The sequence below is a fragment of the Halobacteriovorax sp. BALOs_7 genome (assembly GCF_003612895.1).
GTDB lineage: Bacteria > Bdellovibrionota > Bacteriovoracia > Bacteriovoracales > Bacteriovoracaceae > Halobacteriovorax_A > Halobacteriovorax_A vibrionivorans.
The window spans coordinates 63,077-87,606 of the sequence record NZ_CP027772.1 but is presented as its reverse complement, the minus strand read 5'-3'; the positions used below and the strand labels follow the sequence as shown (position 1 = coordinate 87,606).

Below are 24,530 nucleotides of genomic sequence, written 5' to 3'. Positions count from 1 at the left end.
CCCCCACTATCCCATTACACCTGAAAATAGATCATCTACTTCATTGTCACTAATATCATCAAAGAGGAAAACATCATTTGGGTTTAAGTCATCACTTAAATGTGCCTCTATGAACTCAGCTAGCTTTGTTTCTATAAGCCTAACACGAGATTTAAGCTTAGCAGGGTTATCTACATCAAAATAAATCAGACTGAGATAAATATCTTCAAACGGCCCCGATAATTTTGTTATATAAATTCCCTTAGAAGAAGTCGCATAATTGAATCGGAAATCATCCTCTGTTTCATCAGGAATGAACTGAGATAGAACAGAGCTAGCTTGCCATACACCAGCGATTAAGGCTCCTGCAGTATCACTATCAAATTCAGTTTGAGTACTTTTAAAAGAATATAAAGGTATACCATCTTGTCTACAAACAACAAGGCCACTATTCACAAGAGAATCGAGACCGCTATACTCTTTAAAAAATTCTTGAATAACGTATTCGATGTTATCCATATGCTTCCTTACATTTTTGTTTTATTCTCTAAAGCTTTAGAGATTGTCATTGTGTCTAAATAATCAAGATTCCCACCCATAGGAATCCCAAATCCGATTCTATCAACCATTACATTTTCAGGAAGTGTCGATTTGATATAACTACAAGTTGCATCACCTTCAACTGATGGCCCTATCGCTAAAATTATCGAAGTAACTCCAAGTTCAGTAACTCTCTTCTTTAACTTATCGATATTCAGTTCTGCTGGCCCAACTCCTAATAAAGGGTTTAGGACACCACCCAAAACATGATAAAGACCTCGATATTGGCCACTTCTTTCAATTGCCATGTAATCTGTTATTGATTCCACAACACAGATTTCAGTAGATTCTTTACGATGAATGTCACTACAAACATCACAAATGTCCTCATCTGCGAAAACGCCACACTGCTTACATTTTTTAAGTTCTGCCAAATCATTTAGAGCATTTGAAAAGTCACCTAATTCTTCAGCTGTCCATTTCGTAAGACTTAAGACATGTCTTAATGCACTCTTTTCTCCAATTCCTGGAACTTTTGAAAAGGAGTCCATTAAATTTGTGATTCTTTCAGGTAGTTTCATTCATCTTTCCTAGAAAAGGCCTGGTATATTTAAACCACCAGTTACTTTCCCCATAGCATTTGAAACCATATCTTGTGATTCTTTAACTGCTTGATTAACGGCCGTTAATACAAGGTCCTCTAATGTTTCAACATCAGATGGATCGACAGCTTCAGGATCAATTTTAATTGATTGTATTTCTTGTTTTCCAGTGATTGTAATTTTAATGGCACCACCACCTGAAGAAACTTCTAGTTCTCTTTTTTCTAGTTCTTTTTGAAGAGTGCTAATTTTTTGCTGCATTTGTTGAGCTTGCTTCATTAGCCCTTGCATACCTTTTGCCATATATACTCCGTTTATTCGTCGTTATTTAAAACGATCTTATCTATTTTTGTATTAAAAAGAGATCCTGCAACTTTGAGCATCTCATCTTCTTCAATTTGTTTTCTCATATTTGCTTTTTCAATATTTTCATTCTCAATATTGATGTCAAATTTTGATTTAAATTGAGTCTCTTGCGCTTTTTCTCTTTCAACTAACTCAAGTTTTAAATCAATTTCTTCAACAGAAAAGTAATTTCTAAGTTCTGCTTTAACCTTTTCAATTGTTTCTTGATTATTCATATGATCAAAGAAAACTTTTGCACTAACGGGATAACCAATTGCTATGGTAGCTTTATTCCCTACCACAACGAGTTCCCCTAAGAGATTCCCCTGCTCCATATTCGCACTCATTACAGGAGATGAGCTCGATAAGAACTCTAAGAAGCCATCCCACGTCTTATTCCCTTCAGGAATAATTGTTGGTGTGATTTCTTGTGGAACTACTTCTTCAGGCTCTGAAGCGGGCTCAATAGCAACTTCTTCAGGTGTATTTTCACTAGCAGAGAAATTTGCATCCTGCTCAACCTCTTGTTCATCAAAGATAATCTTAGTTGGAGCCGGTTTTTCCTCTGGTATGATTTCTTCTTGGGCCACTTCTTCAACTTCAGCGGCCCTTGGGGCCTCAGGCTTTCCCGCAGCATCCTCCACAGTAGAGGTATTTGCAGCTACTTCAGCAGTATCAGCTATTAACTGATGTCTTAAGCTTACCTTTCTCATGGCAAGTAGAGTAGCATCTGCTGGTATAATCGATTCCATTGTCCAAGCAAAGTCTTTAGCAAGAGTTTCATAAATCCAATAAAGCTCTGCTCTAGTTGTCTTATCAAAAAGATCGCCATCTACTTTAGATTGAATACGATTTTTATCGTTGAAGTCTTTTGCGATAATAATAGAAAAAAGATTCTCTAACATCGATTTAACAATATTATTTAAACCGATGTTTTGTGAAATAAGCATATTAAAAGTATTAGTTAACTCTTGAGTTTGACCTGCAATGATATTATCAATTAAAGATTTAATCGAACTCAACTTTGCAATACCTAACGCTCTTGCAAAAATATCCTCTGTTATATCTTGGCCATAAGAGAAACTTAAAACCTGATCAAAAAGAGAAAGAGTATCTCTAAACGATCCATTACCAAGTTTTGCAAGTGTTTCAATAAGCTCATCTTGACTGAAAGTAATATTCTCTAATTGAGCGATATTAATAATATGTGACTTTAGCTCTTCAACTGTTGCGTTGATGAAATCAAATCGCTGACATCGCGAAAGAACAGTTCCCAATAATTTTTCAGGCTCAGTCGTGGCCATTAAAAAGATTGCATGCTCAGGCGGCTCTTCTAGTGTTTTTAAAAGAGCATTGAAAGCGCTGTTAGAAAGCATATGTACTTCATCAATAATATAGACCTTATATTTTCCATTTGATGGAAGATAAGAAATATTACTAATTAATTCTCTAATATCATCAACACTATTATTAGATGCACCGTCAATTTCAACGACATTCATTGAAGCAGCTGAATCAAAGTCATGACAAGCACCACATTCACCACATGGATTCTGTTGTTCATCACGGTTTTCGCAACGTAGTGCCTTTGCAAAAATTCTTGCAATAGTTGTTTTTCCAATTCCACGTGTACCAGAAAAAATATAAGCATGACCAAAACGGTCTTCTCTTAAAGAATTAACTATTGTTTTTACAATATGTTCTTGCCCAACAAAGTCTTGAAACTTTGTAGGACGATACTTTCTGGCCAGAACCTGATATGACATTGAGCACCATCACTTTATATGATTTTAAATTTTTACTTATTAACTATAGGCAAAATAATAGGCATTGGAAAGGGGCAGCCGACACAAACACAACGCAGCAAAAGCTACCGTTGCTTCGTTCCCGACCTGGCGGAGTTCACCTCGTTACGCTTGTCTGGCCGGCCACCGAAATGAATATATTTTTTTCAAAGCATGATGTCAATTAAAGCTAGTATTTTATGATAATTGTATCATTTTCCAGACTCACCGAGTCAGAGCTTATGAACTTCATCACAAATTTAAGAACCATTTTTGTAGCAGTCATACCCGCAACCTTTGCCTTGGCCACTTGTACCCTAACTTCTCTTTGAGTCTCATTGATATTTAACGTACCACTAGCTCTGAAATGCAGTGTAAATAGCGCACGAAGCTTTGCATTCAACTTAAATTCACCATCAGTAACGTGAATATTTAAGTCACTAATACGATTGCTATCTTTTTCAATTTGATCTTCATTAATTTTATTTATTTTAAAGTAAGAGCTTTTTAAACAGCCAAGATAGAAAGCATCTGCTGAAATCATTCGCTTATTATTAATTGTCTTTAAACACTTTGCTTCTATATCAAAAAATGTAAAAAGACCTTTTTGCGTTTCTGCTATTAATTTATCCGCTTCAACCCCAACATGATTTTCGTTAAAATAAACAACACCATCATAGATTTCAAAAGGGCGACCTTCACGTAACAACCTTATCTCGCTTCCTGCAATTAAAGACTCCTCTAAACAACCAGCAAAAATAAGATCTAGATTAAAACTTTTAAGTTCACTATCTTTAAAACAATCAACATTTATGGCCTTAAGACCAATTTCACTATTAAGAATATTTCCACTAATACTTTGAGCATCAATATTAATTCGATCATTCGTGAATAAAACTTTCTTACCAAGTATATTTATAAAAGAAGTATCTTGGCTTTCTTGCTTTATTTCAACTTTAGCAAACTCACTTCCTTTACTAGGATTAATGAGCATATTCTTTAAACAAATTTGATCAAGCCTAAATGTAAAGCCATTGCTAGCACAATTAATTTGGACATTTCTTATATCAAACAAGAAGCTTGCAGCACCGATACTTAATTGAGGTCCATTCGCATTGAATCCTGTTTCTGTAAACTCAATTAAAGCTTGATTTGCATAAATAAAATCGAGAAAGTCGATCTCATCTATTTGCGGGATATACGTTGTTAAATTTAGATTATCTTTTCTGAAGTTGAATTTATTATTATATAAAGCTGCATCAACTAAAAATAGCTCACCGTCTTGTGCTAAATCAAACTCGACAGCATCATACTTTATATAAATATCGCGAGCGTATGCACTTCCCGCTAAAAACTCTTGCCCCACCTCTCTTTTCAAATCAAAAGAGTCTACTTCAAATAGCATAGAATTAGCGGCACATATCGTTGTGATTAGTGATAGTATTAGTAATTTGATCATATATTAATGATCTAGAATATTTTAAACAATGTAAATATAGGATAGTTAGGATTTAACTTTTCGATAGGTTTTTCGACGCAATTTAAAGAAATCTGATAATACTTTCGAGCACTTGAAATGTTCAATTCCACCAATGACAGAAAATTTATGATTGAAGCGCTTATCCTTTTGAAATGAATACCCTAGAGAGATACTTCCTGCTTTATGATCGTAAGCACCAAAAACAACATTTTTAAAACGAGCTTGTAAAATTGCATATAAACACATTGGACAAGGCTCAAGCGTAATATAAATAGTACAATTAATAAGTCGCCAATCACCTAACTTCTCACTTGCTTCTTTAATAGCAAGGATTTCTGCATGAGCTGTCGTATCTTTATTTTGTTCTTTTAAATTATGTGCCTTAGCAATAACATTATCATTTTCATCGACAACAATTGCTCCAACAGGAACCTCTCCGGCCTTAAATGCCAGTTCTGCTTCATCTAAAGCTAGTTTCATATTCCATATATGTGACTTCATTTTCATGATTTAAACTTTTTATTCTTCTTGGCCTTGCGCTCAAAGTTCCAATATTTTTCTAAGTCGTTATACTTTCTTTTTACAACATCATCTGTAATGACGAATCGTACTCCATAAGTATAAGGGCGACCTATTGAGTATTGTCTTTTTGATAGCACCTCAACCTGTAAACGTCCATCAAGTCCTGAAGATTCTATTTCAATATCAATACGCTGACCGATTTCAACTTCTTCAAACATACTTAATCCACCAGCGCGTCTTCTAAGATCAACAATCCTTGCGTCTGCTTTCTTGTCATCATCAAGATACACGCTTGCTTTTAAGTCATTGCGATAACGGAAGTCATATTCCCACCAATTAATAATCGGGAAAAAAACAGGTGAGTATAGAGAGAAACAAAGGACCCCTAAGATAAAAAAGGACATTGTATATAAAAAGAAAATTGAGAAATCATTATAATGATAAAGAGATCTTAAAATATGAAAAATGATAATAAAAAAAGATAAGGCCGTTAGCGACCAAAATGAATACTTAAGATTTTTTTGTGTACGATAATATAAGCGATAGAAAAAAATGAAGAAGATAATTCCAAATAACGCTATGAAATTAAACTGATATTTAAAGAATTCATATCCTTTCGCTAAAAAGAACAAAAAGAAATGAAGAGTAAATAAAGCCTGGGCCTTATTAAAATCTGTTTTAATTGATAATTTGTTAATTCCTATAAGCATATATTTATTTTAAGCAAATTCGGAATAAAGAACAATTAATTGAGTACAAGTGGCAGTATTTGCTTAGGCGAATCTGATCGAGTTAACTTATATTTTTTTCCTTTATAAGTTATTTCATATTCACCTGGCTCAAGATCAACTGGAAGCATATACACATGATCATAAATACCATACCAAGAACGTAGGTCAGCTAACTCAGACTCAGCAATTGCTTTATTGCCGGCAGCGTAGGCAGCACTGGCCGACAGGTAGGCGATAAATGCACCATTATTATAAAGAGATCGATAAGTTTGGTATGCAGAGGTTAATAAAGCAATATGCTTGGCTGCTAGACGAGCTCCTACTTTTGCTTCTAAAGTTTTAACATCTGTTTTTAATGATTCACTTAATACTTCTGATGTATTGGCCATAAGAATTAGATTATCCGATAGAACTTCATTTCCATCTGCATTTGTGAGAGTAACTTTTTCAGTATTCGTAATCGGTACAGAATCTATTTTTGGTAATTCAAAACTAATCTTTGGCTCTGTTCCTCTAGTGATTGAAAGCATTTTAAGAGAGAAGGTTACAAAGTCGTCCATACCCTCATCATTATATATATAAACACCGACAGGAAGACCTAGAGGAAACTCGTATACATTGGCCGTCTTTTTTATAACATGGCCATCTAAAATTATGATGTAAGTATTATAGCGCTTTTTATTCTGAAAGAACTTTTTAATATTATTTGAGGTTTGTGTTTCACTGATATAGTTTGCTAATTTCTTTTGAGAAAGAAGATGAAGCTCGTTGTAATCATCTTTATATTTCTCATGTAATTCATTATAACTTGGATAAATCCCCATCTGCTCCACTAAGTTTTTTTGTCCTAATTTTTTAAAACTTTTAATTACAGATCGGTCCTTAGAACGATCATAAACATCATGAACAATAACTCCCATTAAATCGATAAATGTCGATCCTTTATATATTGCCCTTCCGCGATTTTGCTCCTTGAAATTATCAATATATGAGCTCCAATCTCTAAGAGTCGAAACCATTGCCTGCTGATGAAATCTTTTATCTTTTGAAGACTCTGAGGATTGAATTAACATGTAGTGAGATAAGATTTCATAAAAGCGTATATTGATTTGTTCAAATTGATTTGGATAATAAATATCGGTAGCCTCTCCAATAAATAAGGACTCAACTTTATTTGAAATGCTTACCTTATATAAACTATTAGCTATTTCTTTTGCCTTATTAAGATGAAAGAGGGCCTTCTTATAATCTTTAAGATTAAAATACGCTATTCCAAGTTCGGCCTGCCTTAAAAAGCGATCCTCTTGCCTTTCGTAAACTTCTTTTTTAGTGATTCGATCAATTACATTCTGATACTTTTTTTCTTTATATAAAGAAGCAATGATATCACCTTCATCTCGAACTCTTCTTGCAGCACAACTTAAGATACTAACAAGACAAATTAAGATGAAGGTGTAACTTAGGAATTTATTTTTTGATATTTTATGCAATCTACCAACCTACTTTAGATTGCTCCGAATATTTATTTACACGAGTCCTTGTTCTCATAACCTCAACCCCTCTTGAGATATCTGTCATGCGAAGGTTCACGGTATATTCCTTTAATGTTTTCCCATTTCTCTTACGTGGGTTCATTCTTACATTTCCAAAGATCATGATATCCGCTCCAGCAGCATTACCAATCTTCTTAGCTTCTGCAGGACTTACCATTCCGTCATTTTGATACTGAATTTCTTTTAAAAGAGACTCTCTAGCAGCAGCATCAATCAGAATGAACTCACCTGTTTCACTGATCTGAGTTAGGAACTCGTCTGAAATATCATCAACTGGAAAATATGGCTCAGCCGTTTGGTTACCAAAATCTGCAATAAAAACTTTTGGTCTTCGACCTAGTTTAAGTCGATAATTCTTAAAGCCACGGTGATCATTCATTTTCTTTAAGATATCTTCAACAGCATTTTCTGTATCACGAGTTACCCATGCATCTGTAATCTCAAGAGACTTCTCATCAGACTCATCTCCAGATACTCTCTGTGCCTGAAACCCTCCACATGAAAACAGTGAAAGCATAAGTGTTATTAGAAGTAAGTTCTTCATATATCCTCCATTATTAAATTTTAAGTTCTAAAAATACATCTGGTAAATCGTCAGATAACTCTTTTTGTAAATCTAGTATTATATCCTGCTCTGTACGACCCGTTTGTGTATATCTCTTAGTTATATTTGTCTTTCCGTAAATGAAGTTAACTTCCAGAGTTCTTTTTACGAAGCCTTCAACATTTAGATATTCGTTCTTTAGCGCAATTGCGATATTTAGTTTCTTCTCAATGTCATTATTATCGTAAACATTTGCCTTATTAAGTTCACTTATCAACATTTTATCAATTGATTCAAACTTAGGCTGTGAATAAATAGCGATATTAATTTCTTTTTTCGCTCTCTTCTTATATTGAACAACATTAGACTTATACTTGTCTGATAATACCGCTAAGTAAACATCAAGCTTTTTAATAATATTATTATTTGCATTGATTTTTAATATCGATAGATTATGACCTTGTTTATAGATACTTTCGTTCTCGGCCCTAAGATTAGTGATGTCACTCTTAAGCTTTTGACGAAAACGACTTTTATTCAATCCAAGTAGAACACAATGATAATCTTCTTCATCAACAAAACTTTCAATTGTTTCTACACCGAAGAGAGTTTCGCTTACTTCTTCACTGACATAATCAGAATACTGAGATTCATCCAACTTTCCATCAGAAGACTCAATTGAAAGAAACTTTGCCTTAACCTTTACTTGAAAGTTTTTTGCAATTTCAACTCGAGCATCTTCCACAGCCTCCGCCTCACTTAAACTGCAAGCTTTTGCACACAAAAAGTCAGCTGGACATGATTTCACTTGAGCGAAACCAGAAAAGGCAAAGAATAAGAGAATGAATACTTTAGTCTTCAAACTTCTCTCTCAACTCTTCTTTCTTATCTGATGGTGCTAAGTTTATTGCACTTTCTTGTGCTGCTTTCTTAGCGCGGTCTAAAGTCTCTTCTTTTATTCCTACAACTGAGAAACAAGCATAGTATGGTGAACCCGTTAATTCCTCACCTGATTTTTTCTGACGCTTTTCCCAGTATTGCTCTTTTACACGTACTCCAGAAACTTTGGTGCGAACAGTTTGTGTAAGCTTTTCATAAAAAGTTTTAACTTCTTCTGAATCATTATCTAAACTTGTTACTTCAGTATAGTCATTTGATATTTCTTGAGAGACTTCAGCTGCGATAACTGCTGTAGACCTTGCGGTAGCTGATTTAATACAAAGTCTTCTATTTCTATTTTCAGATTGAGATAAGAAATAATGATAACCACTATCTCCTTCATATTTTTTAATATCTTCTAACCATACTGGTTCAACTTTTTGTGAAGCATTTATGACTTTATAATCTAATTCAAATTCACGCTCTTTAGGGCCAGATGAACACGAAGTAATTGTTAGTAATAATGCCAAAAGACAAGCGAGCCTGATCATAGATATCTCCATTTTTTGATTATTTAAAGTCAACTAATTTTACTTTACGACGAGATTAAATCAATGAAAAATTACTTTAAAAGCTCTTTGATAGCTAAATGAGAAAGCAAGAAACCTACTGTTCCTGTCATATAAGTGGCCGTTCCTAGTCCACCATTACAATCTAACTTTAAAGCCTTAGATGTTTGCTCAAGATCGCACTTTTTAATCTTCTTTGATGGCTCAGGCGAGTAAACACACTGAACCTTTGCTTTTGATCTGCCTAGAGGATAGAGATGTTTTTTCTTTAGTTCCTGCCTTACTTTTCGATACAGCATATCTTGCTTAGTTTTTGAGAGCTCAGCAACAGTGATCATTGTAGGATCAACTTTCCCACCGATCGCACCAGAGCTCACCACTTTGACTTCTCGCTTATAGCATTCATTAATAAGAATCGCTTTTTCACGAGGGGCATCAATCGTATCAATTATAATCGAAGGCTTCTCTGCAAAAATCTTTTCCATATTCTTTTCATTAAAGAAGCAATAATGACATGTAACCTTACAGTCTGGATTAATCTTTGCAATTCGTTCGGCCAAAGCGTCGGCCTTCATTTTGCCGTAATTTCCTTCAAGGGCATGAAGTTGTCGGTTTGTATTTGAAACACAGATATCATCAAGATCAACGAGAGTGATCTTATTCACACCTAATCGAGCAATGGACTCGACACACCACGTACCAACTCCACCCAGTCCAATGACCATAATATGAGAGTCTTTAACAATAGAGAATTCTCGCTCCCCTAATAAAGCAACAATTCCATTAAATCTTTGTTCGTGATTTGACATAGGCTTGTGATTACAAATACTTAAGACATGGCGCACTCGGCAGGAGTCGAACCTGCGACCTTCTGATCCGTAGTCAGACACTCTATCCAGCTGAGCTACGAGTGCGCATGTAGGGGTATTTATAGCCCCTAACGTCGTATATTGTCAATCTAGTATTTCGTCTATGGAAATTATTTGTCAGAGAGGCCCTATTCATTAGACAATACGTTCAACTAAAAACCCTTTAATATACGACGACTATGACTTTTCAAAGAAGCATTTATTGCGCCTTATTACTCAATTTCACGATCTCAATCTTTGCCCAGGACTCACTTGAGAAAACGATACAAAAGAGACAAAAAGAAGATGAGGCCTCTAATAATACCATTTCACTTGTAACGGCCCATCGACCAAATTATGTCCTGCCTGTGACTTATATGCATGATCCTAATGAGTCTCCGATAAATGATGACGACGAATTAAAGAACGAGGAAACAAAGTTCCAATTAAGCTTTAAATTTACTGTATTTTCAAAATTATTTAATTCAAATACAGACTTAAACTTTGCCTATACCCAAAAGTCCGTATGGCAACTATTTAACAAGAAAAACTCAGCAGCATTTAGGGATACGAATTACGAACCAGAGATATTTTTATCCATGATGCCATTTGAAGATAATTGGACGATCTTTAGAAATTATTATCACCTTGGTTTTGCACATCAATCTAATGGGAAAGATATCCCACAATCAAGAAGTTGGAATCGAATCTTCTTCACAACATTCTTTGACTACCGTGAAACACTTTTCATGTTGAAAGTGTGGTATCGAATTCCAGAGGAAAAAAAGACAAGTCCCACAGACTACACTGGTGATGATAATCCAGATATTAATGAATATATGGGTAATTTTGAATTAACTACGATTCATAAAGTTAATGGTCACACACTTTCTCTAATGTTAAGAAATAATCTTAGAAGCGATAATAAAGGTGCTGTCGAGTTATCTTGGTCATTTCCTCTGCCTGAAACCAGACTTAAAGGATATGTTCAATATTTTGATGGATATGGTGAATCGTTAATTGATTATAATTATAAGATGACACGTATTGGATTAGGTGTCGCATTTACAGATTGGTTATAGGCTTTTTAGATGAAAAATATTCTAATTGTATTTATATGTATACTCTCTTCCCAAGTACTTTCAAAAAGTAAAGAGCCTTATTACTGGGGAATTGGGTTTGGGTATAGAAATGCTAGAATTCCATACACTTCAGATGACAAATATGTTTCAGATATCATTCCTCTATTTTACTATAAAAGAGGAGACTTCGAACTAGATGGATTAAGCGCTAGAGGGAAACTAATAAAACATGAAAAATGGCGCGCCAACCTTTATACAACCTATCGTTTCTTTGATATTCCCAAAGAGTTTCAAAATGAAGTTCGTGGCTCAGCTTTTGATTACGGCCTTGAATTTCAATTTATTCACAACACATTTTGGCAATCAAATGCTCAGATCCTAGTTGATAGCTCTACTAGGCCCTATATAAATTTCGAAACAAAAGCGGGCTTCAGTTGGAAGAGTCTTTTCTTTGAACCATTTGCCTATGCCCAAATTAGAAGTACAGAATTTAATAACCGTTACTATGGTTATAACGGAACTGCTAAGCCTGGCTCTGGTTATGAAGTCGGAGCAGGTGTTGAAACGACAATACACATCCATAGAGACTTTAACCTTCTGGCCCACGCAAAAGTAAGTACTCTTGATAATCACACTGCTAGTACCGATGCTATAAACAGCCAAGTCAACACAGAAACATTTCTTGGAATCGCTTTTCTTTCAGATAGACTACATAAGAGCAATGCAATTGAATTTCCAAAAAGAAAAAAGCTTAAAAGCAAAGAGTTCATTAGGGCCGCATACACTAAAGCAACACCTTCAAACTTAAGCGACATATTATCATTTCATACTGCCACTGATGAATACAACAATGACATGGTATCACTAGCTTACGGGATCCCTCTTTCAGACACATTTATGGGTGGGGATATTCCAGTATACTTACTCCCAAATTATGTAAGACATCTAAAGAGTGAAGTACAAGGCTATAGTAATGAATACGTAATCGCTGTGAAAATATTCATTCCATTTAATTGGCCAACAAAATGGCGACTTGGATTAGCAGAAGGTATTTCATACGTTGATGAAATTACCTATATTGAAGAAATTGATATAGCTGGAAAGGGATACCGTGATAGCAAGTTTATGAACTACCTCGACTTCTCTATCGACTTCAATCTTGAAAAGTTTGGCCTCAAGCATTCTTGGGCCGGGTTATTGATTCACCATCGCTCTTCAATCTTTGAATCTTCATCTGTATTTGGAAGAATTAAAGGCGGAAGCAATTATCTTGGGCTATATATTCAACAAGAACTATAGAATAGTCGAAAATTTTCAATATTTTTCATCGAAGTTGTTGAAATTAAACAATAATTCTTAGCGAAAAGTGACGAAGGTCATTAAATTTTTTCTAACGAAAAACTGATTCTTGCCCGATATTGTTAATATGAAAACTAACAATATTATCGCCACTACATTTACCTTATCACTAACTATTACTTGTTTAATTGGTTACTTAACTAATTCAGGTGTCATTGCATCACTACCATTTGTGCTCGCAACAATACCAACATTGGTCATGTTTTACATTATGCAAAAAAAGCATCGGGATTCACTTACCGAATTAATGGGGAAACTTGATTATCTTCAAAGAAACATCATTGGGACAAACTCTCAGTTCTTTGATTCATGTGAGCAGCTTGAAGATAGTACTAATGAACAAGCAAGCGCTGTCGTAGAAACAAGTGCTACCAGTGATGAGATTAGTGCCATGATCACAAGAACAACTGAATCAATTTCATCATTTGAAAGCAATATTAAAGAGATTAACCAGCTTATTGGAAATAGTGATAAGTCCCTTGAAAGGCTTGAAGAAAATATTGAAGCCAGCCTAGACACAAGTCGTGATATTAATGCGTCACTAAGTGACATAGCAACAAATTTAAATGGTTTTCTACATACTTTTAGCGAAGTCGAAAGTAAGGCACAACTTATCAACGACATTGTTTTCCAGACTAAGCTCTTATCATTTAACGCTTCAGTAGAGGCGGCCAGAGCAGGAGAGCATGGAAAAGGATTCTCTGTTGTAGCCGAGGAGATTGGAAAGCTTGCGACAACAAGTGGTGATAGTGCGGATGCGATTAACTACACTCTTTCTGAAGCACAAACAAAACTAAATACACTTATTGAAAAGATCGAAGAAAGCAGTAAATCACTTGGAACAAGATTAGATGAAACGGCCAATTCTTGCGATCATACTCTTTTAGAGTTTAAAAATAGCTTCAATCAAACAAATGAAGAAACTTTAAAAATGAATCAGCAGATCGAAGAAATTACAGTCGCTGCTAGAGAGCAAGAAAATGGTGTTATTGAACTAAGAGATGCTATTCACTTAATCAATAACTCAACTCAAAGAAGTACACTTGTCGTTTCGCAAACACTGAAACTAGCAAGTACTATTAATGATTACCTAAAAGATTTAAGACACTCAATTCATAAAACTAAGACTGAAAAGCATATTGTAACTTCATCAGCAATCGAAGAGATTCCTTGGGATAAAAAATATGCAATTGGTATACCGAAGGTAGATAGCGAGCACGAGGAATTATTAAAAAGAATCAATACTCTTATCCGTGCGATGAACACTCAACAAGGTATCGCTAAAGCTTTTGAGGATTTAAAAGGATACGTAGTATTTCACTTTGATGAAGAAGAAGAATATATGCGTTCAATAAACTATCCATCTTATGAATCTCATAAGAGAGTACACGAGAAGCTTCTTTCAAATGTTGCAAAGTTTGAAGCACAACTCAAGAGTGGACAAGTTGAAAAAGATAAGCTTGCAAGCTTCCTTAAAAACTGGCTATTCACACATATTATGGGAATTGATACGAAGTATGCAGATCATGCTAGGCAACAAGGTATTAAACTCGTTGCCTAACTAAGAGAAATTAAAACTCTCTAAAGAACACTTTAGAGAAACGATTATAGTCTTCAAACTGAGGCATATGCCCTAAGCCTTTCAGCTCAATGAGCTTAAGCTTAGGGTTTTCTTTTTTTATTTCTCGACCTAAATTTTGATACTGTCCTAACTTTCTCTTAACACCTTTTCTTTTCCATCCTCGCCCAGGACCTGTTCGATCTCGAGTACCTAATATTAAAACCGTCTTGGCCTTAATTTTTGGAAATTTAACAACGATATTATCTTCAAATATAGGTCCATAAGTTAAGGCCGCATTCCAAGCAACAACTTCATAATCTGGTCCATTTAACTGACCTTTAAATGGAGTTAATAATGCTTCATATGAATCTGACCAAGCTCCATCATAATAATTTTTTCGCTGATAGGCGCGGGCCTTATCGACTGTTTTATTCATTTCACTTTTAAAGAAAAATTCAGGGTCTTTATATTCGACATAATCAAGATATGCTTCTAAGCCAATTGGATTTACGAGTACAACCTTTCTAATGTCTCGATACATGGCCCCCATATTCACAGCAAGCATTCCCCCCATTGAATGACCAACAACGATATACTTACGCACTCCTAGTGATTTTATTAATCCATGAGTATTCTTTGCTAACTGAGGAAAACTATAATGATAGTTGTCTGGCTTCGAGCTTTTTCCAAATCCTATTTGATCTGGAATAATAACTCGATAACCTTTTTTCACAAGATCATTTGCAATTCTCTCCCAATAAAATCCTGCAAAGTTTTTGCCGTGAAGTAGGACAGCAACTTTTGATTTTGACTTACCAATATCCATATATCTCATTTTTAACTTTTGCGTTTGAGTTGAGAATTCATATGTTTTAACTGGAAATGGATATTTAAATTGAGATAATTCTGCATCAAATGAGAGTTCGTTCTTAGATGAAGAAGCACAAGAAGATACAAAAATTAATATGATTAGAAGATTGAATATTTTCATGTTCTGTCCTTTTGTTATTTTAAAATTTTAAAAGGAAACATGTATTTGTGTAAAGCTGGCCTACACAAATATGACGAAACAGTTGTTTAAATTAGATCTTCAAAGAAGGCACCGTATTCATTCTTAGGATGGCGAATATGAATTTCTAAAATCCAAAGATTCTTCTTTGGCTTTATATCACTTGAACCAAGGCTTCCACGGAAATAGACAGCATGTGGAAAGTCCGCTAAACGATGACCACTCATTTTTAAGTTAAGTTCATAACCTAAATCTCTAGCGTATGATTGCGCAAACTCATATAACTCAACTCCAGTAAGGCCCTCATCGCGACATTTATTGGCAGTAGTATGAAAAACATCTTCACTAGCTTTTTTAATTTTTAAATATTCTGGATTATTAGATGTTACGAAGGTTTCACCATAATCACCTTCGTGGCCATCAAAGACGGGACCGATATCAATAAAGAAGAGATCATCTTCTTTTAGAGTTACACCTTCATCAGACTTCTCTCGAAAAGACTTTACTGTGTTCTTTCCAATACGAAATTTTGTTGGATGCCATTTCTTCTCTACACCCTTGCTGGCTAAAACTTCATCAATTAGCTTTTGACCATCATCTTCTGTCATACCGACACAAACCAAAGCAGAGACTTCTTTAACGGCCTCAATCGTTAGCTTTCTTGCATTTAAATATTTATCAATATCAAATGAACAACCAACATCTTGAATGGTTTTAGATTGATCTTTCATATAATTGTTTTTGATTGTTTATTAGAAATGGAAAAGATTTAAAAATGGCGGAGAAGGCGAGATTTGAACTCGCGGTACCCGTAAGGGTACGACACCTTAGCAAGGTGCTGGATTCGGCCACTCTCCCACTTCTCCACATAGAAAAAAAGTGGCGGAGGACACAGGATTCGAACCTGCGGAGCTCGCGCTCAACGGTTTTCAAAACCGCCGCTTTCGACCACTCAGCCAATCCTCCGCAAAATACAAATTTTGCATTCGTGAGATATATTATTAAGATTCTTGCATACATTTGTCAACGCTTTAATTGATTTATTAAGCTCATAATATTTCTACGATCAGGCGCGTTAGGACTTAATGTTAAATAACGATTAAATTTATCGATAGCAAGATTAGGTTGTCCAAGTTCTTTATATAGGAAACCCATCATCTTATTCAAGTCTGCATCAGTCGGATTTAAGCGGTATGCGCGCTGAAAGAACTGCAGAGAAGGCACAAACTCACGTGTTTGAAATGTAAGCTTCCCCATTGAAAATATCGCATCAAAATAGCGTTTATTAATCTGAATAGCTTTAGAAAGATTTGCCTTGGCCTCTTGAACTTTTTTAGCCCTTAAATAAATTTCGCCTAGAATATAGTACCCATATTCAGAGTTTGGATGCATTTCTATCTCTTTCTTAGCAAATGCCTCGGCCTGCTTATAATTATTTTGCTCAAAGAATATTTTTGATCGGTAGTAATTAATACGAGGATAAGTAGGAAGTCTCTTTTCTAAGATATTGATATGCTTAGTTGCATTCGCATATTGCTTTAAATGAATATAAGTAATGATAAGTTTTTCACGTATTAATAAATTTCCTGGCTCATACACAAGTAACTTTAAAGCATTTTCAACCAAGTCATTATAATCTCTTTCTATTTCAGAAACCTCTACTAGGTATGCATATAGTGCACCATCTTTTTTATTAAGACGATCAAGAACTTCTTTCATTTCTTTAAATGCTTCAAAGTCCTGATCACGGTAATAATAAACTGCAATTTGACCATATAACTTAGGGTTATCTCTATGCTCGAGAAGCTCCTGTCTTAAATAACCAATGGCAGTTCTTACACCATCTGTTTCATATAAAACCTTACTATTAAGAATTTTATAATCAATATTTGAAGGGTTTAAACTCATGGCCTCATTTAAGAATAATTTTGTTTGTTTAAACTTTTTATTCTTAAATGCAATCTTTGCCATTTCAAAGAATGCTTCATCACTTAACGGGTTAATTTGAGAAGCTGCTTTAAACTTATCAAATGCCATTTTATCATTAGCAATTAGGTTATAATAATGAGCAAGTAGCATTTGAAATTCAAATGTTTCTCTAAACTCCTCACTAGTTGAAAGTGCAGATAATAATCTCTTGGCCTCATCTTTCTTATAAGACTTCAGATTTGCCATAATTAGAGCATAATTGATTCTAGGATTAACAGGGTGAAGTGCTCTTAGCTTTGTAAGTGTCTTTATAGCAAAATCAAAGTATCCACGCTTAACTTGTAACTCAGCTAAATATAATTTTGCATCGATACTTGTTTCATCTAAAGATACTGCTCTTAGGGCCAATTCAAATGCTCGGTCCCAATTTAGAAGCATAACTTCATCTTTAGACTGTCTAATCAGAACTTTAATCTTACTTGTTGAAATAACCTTTTGTGTTAGATCACTTCCGGCAACGTCTAAAGTAGCGAGGGTGTCTCTAAGAGATTCATCATCATATATTTTTAATGATTGTTGAAAAAGCTTCGTTGCTCCCTGGATATCCTTATCATATGCTTTTACAAATCCCATAAATTTGAGACCTTGTGCAAAATTATAAGGAGAGCCACCACCATATTTTGCTGTTAAAATAGCACCAACTTTCTTTAAGGTATCCATTTTTTCAAGCTCTAAGAGAAGCTCCCCATAGACTATTAAGAATCGATAATTATTTTTAAACTTATTCTCATGTTTTTGAATAAGTTTAAGGGCATCAGTACTATTTTCATTAAGTAGTAGGTAATTAACCATTGCATCGATTGACTCTACTGTTTTCACCTTAGCGCCACTTAGTTTTTCGTAAACGATTTTTGCTTTGTCTAACTCCCCTGCTTTTAATAGGTAATTTAGATATATTGAAAATAGTTTTACAGAGGGTTTATTAGACTTTAAGTAATTATATCTCTCGATTGTAAAGATTGCTGTTTCATACTTTTTAAAAAAGGCATAAAACTGTGCTGCACCTATTACAACATCAATATCATTTAATAATTTACTTTCCTCAATACGCAAAAGCTTAGAAATAACTTGCCCAGCTTTCTTTGTTTTTTGAGTGTCTATCAACAAATCACTATAAACATGAATAAGTTTTCCTGATGCTGGGTTCTTGTTAAACTTGTAACGTAGAGACTCATAGAACTTTTGGGCCGCAGCTACGCGTGAGACATAATCATCTTTTTGAAATAGTTTAAGCCCCGCAATATAGCTTTCTTGGGCCTTCTTTGGAGCTGCTACCTCTGTTGCGACAGGAAAGACAATCTTTGGAACAACAACTGTCTCGATATCTTTCTTCTCATCAGGCATTAAAAAAATGAGGGTAACAACTAAGAAAAGGGCCATCGTAAGATTTCTTCTCTTATTACTGCCTTCTTTCTTTGTCTTTTTAGACTCAAGCTTAGGCTGCTCTTTTGGCTTCCCCTTCTTTTTAAGGTTTCTCTCTTCTTGTTTAATCTTTAATTCTAAGTCACTGTAATCTTCAGTCTTAGTTGGCAATTGTTCTTTTTTAAGCTCTTCTAGATTGAACATAGCTGTAGCTGCATCATCCTCGACAACCTCTTCTGGCTCCTCTACAACCTCTTCAGCTTTCTCTTTTTTCTCATCTTCTTCATCATCAGATTCATCAAGTACATCTTGCAGATTATTAACAACTACTGTTTTTTCTATTTCATCACTTTCTTTCTCTGGTGGCTTAAAAGCTGGCATTTTAACAACTACTGTTTTCTCAACACCTGCATTTTGTGCTTCAATTTCTTCCTGTTCTTTCTTGGCCTTAAACTTCTCTTCGATTTCATCGTAGTTAATATCGAGCTTCTTATCCTTAGAGAACTTGAATTCATTGAACTCTGTTTTATCTTCACCAATTAATGTGTGATGCTTTTGCTCACTATCAGTTTGTGCATATCTAACCTCTTCTTGAGGTTCATCTTTGTCAGTATTCTCATTTAATTTTAAAGGTTCATCTGAGTTTATTTTTTCAAAGAGATTTGAAAGCTCTGGAATTGCACCCACCGGTGCCCAGTCTCCTGTAGGAAACTTCTGAAAAAGGCAGTTTTGATCGATAGCATCTTTTTCGCCTAATTCAACTAGTTCAGAGAATATAAAAGGGCCCAAAACCTTGTTCGACTTGGTTTTGACACGAAACTTAATCATATGACTATTATCTTAAGTAATTGAAATTAAATCAAACAATCGCTTTGCGTGGACTATTTTGCACAATACCAAATAGGTTTTGACGATAAGCGAGTGTAACAATCAAGAATATCACTGAAAGTAGCTGTAAATTCGTTAAGTAAGTATTGTGTAAGTATGCGACATAGCCAATTAAAAATAAATAAAGGACATGGACAATACTCAATAACTTGGCAACGATCTCTGACTGCTTTGACTTATAAGAAAAAACAAGAAGATAAACTATTAAAAATAGTTGATAAAAACTATCAATTCCAAATACTGGTAATAAGATAATTGCACTGGCCATACAAATCGACATCAATTGAATGGCCTGGTATTTCTCATCAATTTTAATAAATGAAAATGCTACTTGTAGAAAGAGAAATAATAGATAGAAATAAGGACTTAATTCTATATTTAAAGCTATAAATCGATTTAAAACAGATAAGCAGAAAATATACTGGAGAATAGAAAGAAAAGGTGAATCTTTCTCTTTTGGAACCAATAAAAGAGTAGAAACCACTAGAAGTATTTCATAAAAGAGACTTCCAAGTTCTCCACCTTGAAACTCTTTAACAAAGAAATAAACTACAGCAATTATAATCCACGATAGGTTATAAAATAAGCTATGCTCACTTTTCTTATCAGTATCAAAAAAACAAAACATCCCAAGTAAAAGAACGATATCCGTTACACCCGTGAAGTTCCATATATTAAAAAGAGAAAACCATAATAATGTAATGGCCTTAAATAATACTCGCGAATTTCCACGACTATTTAAAAAGAATAGTGAAAATGAAACTGAACATATAGCAAAATAACTTCTATCGACAGAAGAAAAGATGAAATCTCTAAATAGAAAGTAAAATGATGATAAGAATACGAAAGCTAATACAGATGTTCTCTGTTTAGAATTAATTGAAGTAACCTTAATAAGGAAGTTATTTAAGAAATATATAACTGGATAAAGCAGAAGAAGAAAATAGAAGTTAGACTGCATGATTAACCTCCACATTATTCTTATTGTATTCAACAAACACAGTAAGTACCACAATTAGTGGTATTAACAAGGATTGCGCTGACAAAAATGACATTGAAATTATAATTGTAGCAATTGTTACATTAGAAGTTATTATCTTCTCTTCTTTTGAACGATATTTATCAAATAATATAGAAATACCTAGTAAGCTATATGCTGTTAATATCACCGATAACGTTACATCTCCCGATAGAATAATTAAGGACAAGGCCATAACATTGATAGAGTTTCTAACCTTTCCTCTTATATATAAGAAAAGAAGTAGAAGAACACAAAATGGGATCAAGAATACATGCACTGAGCTAATCGTTGAATTAATATCCAACAAGACAAAATATTGGAATAGAAATAAATTTAATAATGATATTTTTTTTGTAAATGAAAGTATTAAGAAAGCAGATACAACAAAAGTTAGATTACTAATAACAATGTCATTCTTAAAAATTAAAAGAGCTAATAAATTCAAGATTGCAAATAATAAGAATTTTACATTTTCAATTTTTAATATTGCAAAAAATGCACCTGTAAAAATAACAAAAGGCAAAATAGTTGCTGAAGAGAATGCAAACACTGAAAGAGGCAGACTAATAACTCTATCTAGAAAACTTTCTTCTCGTACAAGTACTGCGGCTATTAATGTTCCAACAATTGTTTGAAGTCCAAACTTAAAAGACATACTAAAATACGGAAACGGCGTTTCCACAGTATAGCCATTTAAGAAAAATGAAATAAGAATTGAGCCAATTAAAACAGCTAAATATATAATAAGATTCTTATACTTCATCCTGCCACCTGCACAATTAAAACTAAGAAATAAATGGCCGTAACAATTAAACTAATCGTTCTTACTGTCTTATATGGTACTGAAATATGTGACAGTATACTCTTCCCTTTAACTACTTGATCATTTTGAGCAAGAAATCTTCTCTCATTATAAAAAATATTATTCATATAAATGAGTCGTTTTTTATTAGATAAATGCAATTGTGTCGAAATAGGCTCAATCACTGCTCTAAACTTATAACAAATCACGATAAATGTAATACCTATCACTAAGTAAGATGTAATTGCATGTAGATAGAATTGGTCATTAATAGAAAATGCCTTACTTGAAAGTAGAAACAAAAGAGAGCCAAAAACGCTAAAGAAAACAAGTGAATAAAAGCTTTCATACCATTTGCCACTCATCTCAAATGAGGTCAATTCATCGCTACCTAAAATATAAACAAAGAAAGTAAGTATAATTGACAGAGCAATAAAAAATGGATTTTGAGTTGAAAATGACATTGCTAGAATTCCAATCAACCCAAGATGAGATAAAGCATTAACAAGAACATACTTATCAAAAACCGCAATTTCCCTAGCAGAAATTTTTATACATGTTTGAAAAGATCTAATCATATAATAAAAAACGATAAGACCCATTAATTGAGATTCAGAATTTAAGAAAACACTCACGATTGCAGTTAATACAAATATGATCTTAAAAATATTTTCTTTATTTAATAAGCTCAAAAAGATTAAAAAAGAGAGTCCAATTAAGAATTGGTTTAAGTTTTGTGTTACATACTGAATATCACTAGTGAGTAGGTAAGAAAGAATCACTCCATCTGTAATCGCAAAGTCCTTATTATCAGTGTCTAAAAAAGATAATAATAAATAAACAGAGAATAAATATTTAAAGGCCAAAGTTTTATCAACGAGCGTAATAAATGCGATAATCGCAAGTTTAAGAATATTAAGCGACTGTTTCTTATAGCTACCTAAATTCAGATATACACAAGAAGCAAAAGCTATAATCTTTATATTGATATCAATTGGAAAGAGTAAGATTCCAAATGGCAAAATTTCGTAAACATTTCGTTTTTTTTCATCAATAACTAAAAAAGATAAAATAAATGGGAAAATAGAATTAAGGTAATTTATCTCCATACCAGAAAAATACACGACAACAATCGAAAGTATAGGTATCAAGGAAATAAATGAGCGTCCCCAGTTATTAATCTTTGATGAGAAGTGAACCGCCAATAGAGTAAGTAAGAATAAAGAGACATTAAAATAAATCAATTTGCCCCCTGTCTTACACGAAATTCCTTAAACAGAGAATTTATCAGAAGAAAGATTGGCGCTATATAGATAAAAAGCATAACACCATCGCTTAAAGATATAGACTCCTGAACTCTAAGGTCGATTAGTAAAAGAAAGATTGCAATATTTGAAAACAAAGAAAAAAGCTTCTTTGTAAATCTCTGTGTAAATAAATAAACTCCGATATTAATAACAAAAACAATTGTTAGGAGTGTAAATGTATCGATATTATGCATTCTCTTCATCTCCATTTAGGTTCACTAGTGACAGAAATGCAGTAAATACTAATAAAACACAAAACTTTAATAGGATTGGCCAATTAATATGGGTATCAACATTGTAGTTATTGATTATGCTAATAAGATTATTATCGTTATTTAAATGATAAATATTAACTGAGAAAACACCCAGTAAGATAATGGTAAATAGTATATAAGGCGTATAAGAAAACTTTTTAAACTTTACTTGAGTTGTGGGAAAACAATATTCTATTAATGTTATAAGAAGAATAAAAACAACAAGAAATAGACCTAAAAAGTAAATAAGTACAGTTGAAGACACTCCCATCAAACTTACCAACAAAGATGAAAGGGCAACGGAGTAGAGCATCATTGTGTAGCGACCTTTTGAAAAAGCCGCAAATATGAAAAGCAATATAATGATAATATTAGAAAACATTAAAAGCCTTTAAACTACAAAAGATTACAAAAATAAAAAATGAAGTTAACACTCTCTTTTTAGAAGAAGTTATCAAACTTTGATAATCCCTTAGAGGTTGAAACTTAATATATATATTACTCAAAATAATTGATATTACCTGTAATACGATTACCAAAACAGTTAAAGCTCCATAATGGATATAGCCTGGACTAAACTTTGAAATAATTAGTTTTGAAAAGTCGCTTCCCGTAAGTATCAAACTTATGACAAAAAGGATGAATCCACATTGATATAACAATCTTATATATGAGGATTTTATTTCTAAGTATTTCTTATCTGAATAAATTGAGCCTGACTTTATCATTTGTAGCTCAGTTGAATAAAAGAGGATACACAATGGCAGTAGGAAAATAGACCTTAAAATAATTGAATCAGACTGAACTAAGAACCAAGTTAACACAATGATACTAATCAAAATTAACTGCGACAAAGTGATCTGTGTAATCTCTATAACCTCTCTTCTTATCAGTGATAATCTAAAACGATAAATCCCTAAGAAAATCGTTGAAATTATCATCATGAAATAGAACGGAAGAATATAAGAGAGCTGATTTGTTAATATAAAGAAAATTGATAATGTTTGAAAAAATAAAACAGATAAAAGTATTACAAAAAAAGAATTAAAACTTAGAGCATCTACTTCTTGTGCTTTATGAGATGCAATAAGATACTTCTTGAGACTGTATGTAGGTGCAAAGTCTTGTGAGTTTACAAGTGCACCTACAAATTGAATTAAGATCAGCCATAGTGGCAAAGTTATCATTAACTCCAAGAACTATCCCTATTTCTTAAAAGACTATAAAATTAATAATATTAAAATTGTAGCAAGGCCGGCCAATATTGAATACGCTTCTTTATAAAATTCTAGATTTCCTGCACCAGTAATAATAACTGTAATCATTGCAAGAACTAGAAATACAATCGCGTATTTAAACACAGATTTTAAAGGGACAATATTTGAGTTCGCAATATTAGTTTCGTTATGAACTTTACGAAATGGGCCGCCAGACTTCTTTGGCTTGAAAAACAAAGGGTAGCCTAAGACTACCCCAAGTAATAAAAATAAGATTGTAGTTGTCAGTAGTACTAATTCCAT

General features: G+C 33.6%; 24 protein-coding genes, 3 tRNA genes and 1 other RNA gene. 3 read left to right on the top strand and 25 right to left on the bottom strand.

The genetic code is table 11. The features are described from left to right. Positions 1-6 precede the first annotated feature (6 nt). From BALOs_RS00430 to BALOs_RS00365, 14 genes are all read right to left on the bottom strand, one after another. Complete coding sequence (locus BALOs_RS00430) at positions 7-498, bottom strand: hypothetical protein (protein WP_114706073.1); 492 nt, start codon at positions 496-498, stop codon at positions 7-9. An 8-nt stretch (positions 499-506) separates the two neighbouring features. Continuing rightward, the gene (gene recR / locus BALOs_RS00425) at positions 507-1,100 is read right to left on the bottom strand and encodes a recombination mediator RecR (RefSeq protein WP_114706072.1); all 594 of its coding nucleotides are present in this window, start codon (positions 1,098-1,100) and stop codon (positions 507-509) included. Between the two features lie 9 nt (positions 1,101-1,109). Further along, on the bottom strand, positions 1,110-1,424 hold the full coding sequence (locus BALOs_RS00420) for a YbaB/EbfC family nucleoid-associated protein (RefSeq protein ID WP_114706071.1): 315 nt from the start codon (positions 1,422-1,424) through the stop codon (positions 1,110-1,112). A gap of 11 nt (positions 1,425-1,435) precedes the next feature. Then, complete coding sequence (gene dnaX, locus BALOs_RS00415) at positions 1,436-3,232, bottom strand: DNA polymerase III subunit gamma/tau (protein WP_114706070.1); 1,797 nt, start codon at positions 3,230-3,232, stop codon at positions 1,436-1,438. Between the two features lie 70 nt (positions 3,233-3,302). After that, positions 3,303-3,399: signal recognition particle sRNA small type (gene ffs, locus BALOs_RS00410), an RNA gene on the bottom strand. A 41-nt stretch (positions 3,400-3,440) separates the two neighbouring features. Continuing rightward, complete coding sequence (locus BALOs_RS00405) at positions 3,441-4,709, bottom strand: hypothetical protein (protein WP_162929471.1); 1,269 nt, start codon at positions 4,707-4,709, stop codon at positions 3,441-3,443. A 45-nt stretch (positions 4,710-4,754) separates the two neighbouring features. Then, the gene (locus BALOs_RS00400) at positions 4,755-5,231 is read right to left on the bottom strand and encodes a nucleoside deaminase (protein ID WP_114706249.1); all 477 of its coding nucleotides are present in this window, start codon (positions 5,229-5,231) and stop codon (positions 4,755-4,757) included. Positions 5,232-5,233: 2 nt separating this feature from the next. Continuing rightward, positions 5,234-5,962: a PilZ domain-containing protein gene (locus BALOs_RS00395; protein WP_120403993.1), complete on the bottom strand. Its 729-nt coding sequence runs from the start codon at positions 5,960-5,962 to the stop codon at positions 5,234-5,236. Positions 5,963-5,997: 35 nt separating this feature from the next. After that, positions 5,998-7,473 carry a tetratricopeptide repeat protein gene (locus BALOs_RS00390; protein ID WP_120403992.1) on the bottom strand — a complete coding sequence of 492 codons (1,476 nt, stop codon included), beginning with the start codon at positions 7,471-7,473 and terminating at the stop codon, positions 5,998-6,000. 1 nt (position 7,474) lies between these two features. Beyond that, positions 7,475-8,080 carry a hypothetical protein gene (locus tag BALOs_RS00385; protein ID WP_114706066.1) on the bottom strand — a complete coding sequence of 202 codons (606 nt, stop codon included), beginning with the start codon at positions 8,078-8,080 and terminating at the stop codon, positions 7,475-7,477. 13 nt (positions 8,081-8,093) lie between these two features. Continuing rightward, positions 8,094-8,942, bottom strand: a complete 849-nt coding sequence (locus tag BALOs_RS00380) for an LPP20 family lipoprotein (RefSeq protein ID WP_120403991.1) — start codon at positions 8,940-8,942, stop codon at positions 8,094-8,096. Then, positions 8,932-9,510 carry a hypothetical protein gene (locus tag BALOs_RS00375; RefSeq protein WP_120403990.1) on the bottom strand — a complete coding sequence of 193 codons (579 nt, stop codon included), beginning with the start codon at positions 9,508-9,510 and terminating at the stop codon, positions 8,932-8,934. Before BALOs_RS00375 ends, BALOs_RS00380 begins: the two co-directional genes overlap by 11 nt. 71 nt (positions 9,511-9,581) lie before the next feature. After that, positions 9,582-10,337, bottom strand: coding sequence for a ThiF family adenylyltransferase (locus BALOs_RS00370; RefSeq protein WP_120403989.1), 756 nt, complete (start codon positions 10,335-10,337; stop codon positions 9,582-9,584). Positions 10,338-10,365: 28 nt separating this feature from the next. Further along, positions 10,366-10,442, bottom strand: a tRNA-Arg gene (locus tag BALOs_RS00365). Between the two features lie 134 nt (positions 10,443-10,576). On the opposite strand from BALOs_RS00365, the gene BALOs_RS00360 reads away from it, so the two are divergent. From BALOs_RS00360 to BALOs_RS00350, 3 genes are all read left to right on the top strand, one after another. Beyond that, positions 10,577-11,458, top strand: a complete 882-nt coding sequence (locus BALOs_RS00360; protein WP_120403988.1) for a phospholipase A — start codon at positions 10,577-10,579, stop codon at positions 11,456-11,458. Between the two features lie 9 nt (positions 11,459-11,467). Continuing rightward, the gene (locus BALOs_RS00355; protein WP_120403987.1) at positions 11,468-12,757 is read left to right on the top strand and encodes a MipA/OmpV family protein; all 1,290 of its coding nucleotides are present in this window, start codon (positions 11,468-11,470) and stop codon (positions 12,755-12,757) included. Positions 12,758-12,884: 127 nt separating this feature from the next. After that, positions 12,885-14,378: a bacteriohemerythrin gene (locus tag BALOs_RS00350; RefSeq protein WP_120403986.1), complete on the top strand. Its 1,494-nt coding sequence runs from the start codon at positions 12,885-12,887 to the stop codon at positions 14,376-14,378. Between the two features lie 10 nt (positions 14,379-14,388). On the opposite strand, the gene BALOs_RS00345 is transcribed toward BALOs_RS00350, so the two are convergent. The 11 genes from BALOs_RS00345 to BALOs_RS00285 form a co-directional block, all read right to left on the bottom strand. Then, positions 14,389-15,369, bottom strand: a complete 981-nt coding sequence (locus tag BALOs_RS00345; RefSeq protein WP_120403985.1) for an alpha/beta fold hydrolase — start codon at positions 15,367-15,369, stop codon at positions 14,389-14,391. Between the two features lie 86 nt (positions 15,370-15,455). Next, positions 15,456-16,118 (bottom strand): M24 family metallopeptidase, encoded by a 663-nt coding sequence (locus BALOs_RS00340; protein ID WP_120403984.1) that lies wholly within the window; start codon positions 16,116-16,118, stop codon positions 15,456-15,458. Positions 16,119-16,163: 45 nt separating this feature from the next. Next, positions 16,164-16,253, bottom strand: a tRNA-Ser gene (locus BALOs_RS00335). A 14-nt stretch (positions 16,254-16,267) separates the two neighbouring features. Beyond that, positions 16,268-16,353 (bottom strand) — tRNA-Ser (locus BALOs_RS00330). Between the two features lie 57 nt (positions 16,354-16,410). Then, positions 16,411-19,566, bottom strand: coding sequence for a hypothetical protein (locus tag BALOs_RS00325; RefSeq protein ID WP_120403983.1), 3,156 nt, complete (start codon positions 19,564-19,566; stop codon positions 16,411-16,413). A gap of 31 nt (positions 19,567-19,597) precedes the next feature. Further along, positions 19,598-20,587 (bottom strand): hypothetical protein, encoded by a 990-nt coding sequence (locus tag BALOs_RS00320; RefSeq protein ID WP_114706056.1) that lies wholly within the window; start codon positions 20,585-20,587, stop codon positions 19,598-19,600. Next, a complete protein-coding gene (locus BALOs_RS15095) occupies positions 20,577-21,410 on the bottom strand; it encodes a hypothetical protein (RefSeq protein WP_162929470.1) in 834 nt (277 codons plus the stop codon). Before BALOs_RS15095 ends, BALOs_RS00320 begins: the two co-directional genes overlap by 11 nt. Further along, positions 21,407-22,693 (bottom strand): hypothetical protein, encoded by a 1,287-nt coding sequence (locus tag BALOs_RS00305; protein WP_120403980.1) that lies wholly within the window; start codon positions 22,691-22,693, stop codon positions 21,407-21,409. The genes BALOs_RS15095 and BALOs_RS00305 overlap by 4 nt, the downstream gene beginning before the upstream one ends. Then, complete coding sequence (locus BALOs_RS00300; protein WP_120403979.1) at positions 22,690-22,950, bottom strand: hypothetical protein; 261 nt, start codon at positions 22,948-22,950, stop codon at positions 22,690-22,692. The genes BALOs_RS00305 and BALOs_RS00300 overlap by 4 nt, the downstream gene beginning before the upstream one ends. After that, on the bottom strand, positions 22,943-23,392 hold the full coding sequence (locus BALOs_RS00295) for a hypothetical protein (RefSeq protein ID WP_120403978.1): 450 nt from the start codon (positions 23,390-23,392) through the stop codon (positions 22,943-22,945). Before BALOs_RS00295 ends, BALOs_RS00300 begins: the two co-directional genes overlap by 8 nt. Before the next feature lie 838 nt (positions 23,393-24,230). Beyond that, a complete protein-coding gene (locus tag BALOs_RS00285) occupies positions 24,231-24,530 on the bottom strand; it encodes a hypothetical protein (protein WP_114706050.1) in 300 nt (99 codons plus the stop codon).

Coding starts and splice junctions, on each gene's coding strand:
- BALOs_RS00430 (WP_114706073.1), bottom strand. CDS start 498: ATGGATAACATCGAATACGTTATTCAAGAATTTTTTAAAGAGTATAGC.
- recR (WP_114706072.1), bottom strand. CDS start 1,100: ATGAAACTACCTGAAAGAATCACAAATTTAATGGACTCCTTTTCAAAA.
- BALOs_RS00420 (WP_114706071.1), bottom strand. CDS start 1,424: ATGGCAAAAGGTATGCAAGGGCTAATGAAGCAAGCTCAACAAATGCAG.
- dnaX (WP_114706070.1), bottom strand. CDS start 3,232: ATGTCATATCAGGTTCTGGCCAGAAAGTATCGTCCTACAAAGTTTCAA.
- BALOs_RS00405 (WP_162929471.1), bottom strand. CDS start 4,709: ATGATCAAATTACTAATACTATCACTAATCACAACGATATGTGCCGCT.
- BALOs_RS00400 (WP_114706249.1), bottom strand. CDS start 5,231: ATGAAGTCACATATATGGAATATGAAACTAGCTTTAGATGAAGCAGAA.
- BALOs_RS00395 (WP_120403993.1), bottom strand. CDS start 5,962: ATGCTTATAGGAATTAACAAATTATCAATTAAAACAGATTTTAATAAG.
- BALOs_RS00385 (WP_114706066.1), bottom strand. CDS start 8,080: ATGAAGAACTTACTTCTAATAACACTTATGCTTTCACTGTTTTCATGT.
- BALOs_RS00375 (WP_120403990.1), bottom strand. CDS start 9,510: ATGATCAGGCTCGCTTGTCTTTTGGCATTATTACTAACAATTACTTCG.
- BALOs_RS00370 (WP_120403989.1), bottom strand. CDS start 10,337: ATGTCAAATCACGAACAAAGATTTAATGGAATTGTTGCTTTATTAGGG.
- BALOs_RS00360 (WP_120403988.1), top strand. CDS start 10,577: ATGACTTTTCAAAGAAGCATTTATTGCGCCTTATTACTCAATTTCACG.
- BALOs_RS00355 (WP_120403987.1), top strand. CDS start 11,468: ATGAAAAATATTCTAATTGTATTTATATGTATACTCTCTTCCCAAGTA.
- BALOs_RS00350 (WP_120403986.1), top strand. CDS start 12,885: ATGAAAACTAACAATATTATCGCCACTACATTTACCTTATCACTAACT.
- BALOs_RS00345 (WP_120403985.1), bottom strand. CDS start 15,369: ATGAAAATATTCAATCTTCTAATCATATTAATTTTTGTATCTTCTTGT.
- BALOs_RS00340 (WP_120403984.1), bottom strand. CDS start 16,118: ATGAAAGATCAATCTAAAACCATTCAAGATGTTGGTTGTTCATTTGAT.
- BALOs_RS00325 (WP_120403983.1), bottom strand. CDS start 19,566: ATGATTAAGTTTCGTGTCAAAACCAAGTCGAACAAGGTTTTGGGCCCT.
- BALOs_RS00320 (WP_114706056.1), bottom strand. CDS start 20,587: ATGCAGTCTAACTTCTATTTTCTTCTTCTGCTTTATCCAGTTATATAT.
- BALOs_RS15095 (WP_162929470.1), bottom strand. CDS start 21,410: ATGAAGTATAAGAATCTTATTATATATTTAGCTGTTTTAATTGGCTCA.
- BALOs_RS00300 (WP_120403979.1), bottom strand. CDS start 22,950: ATGCATAATATCGATACATTTACACTCCTAACAATTGTTTTTGTTATT.
- BALOs_RS00295 (WP_120403978.1), bottom strand. CDS start 23,392: ATGTTTTCTAATATTATCATTATATTGCTTTTCATATTTGCGGCTTTT.
- BALOs_RS00285 (WP_114706050.1), bottom strand. CDS start 24,530: ATGGAATTAGTACTACTGACAACTACAATCTTATTTTTATTACTTGGG.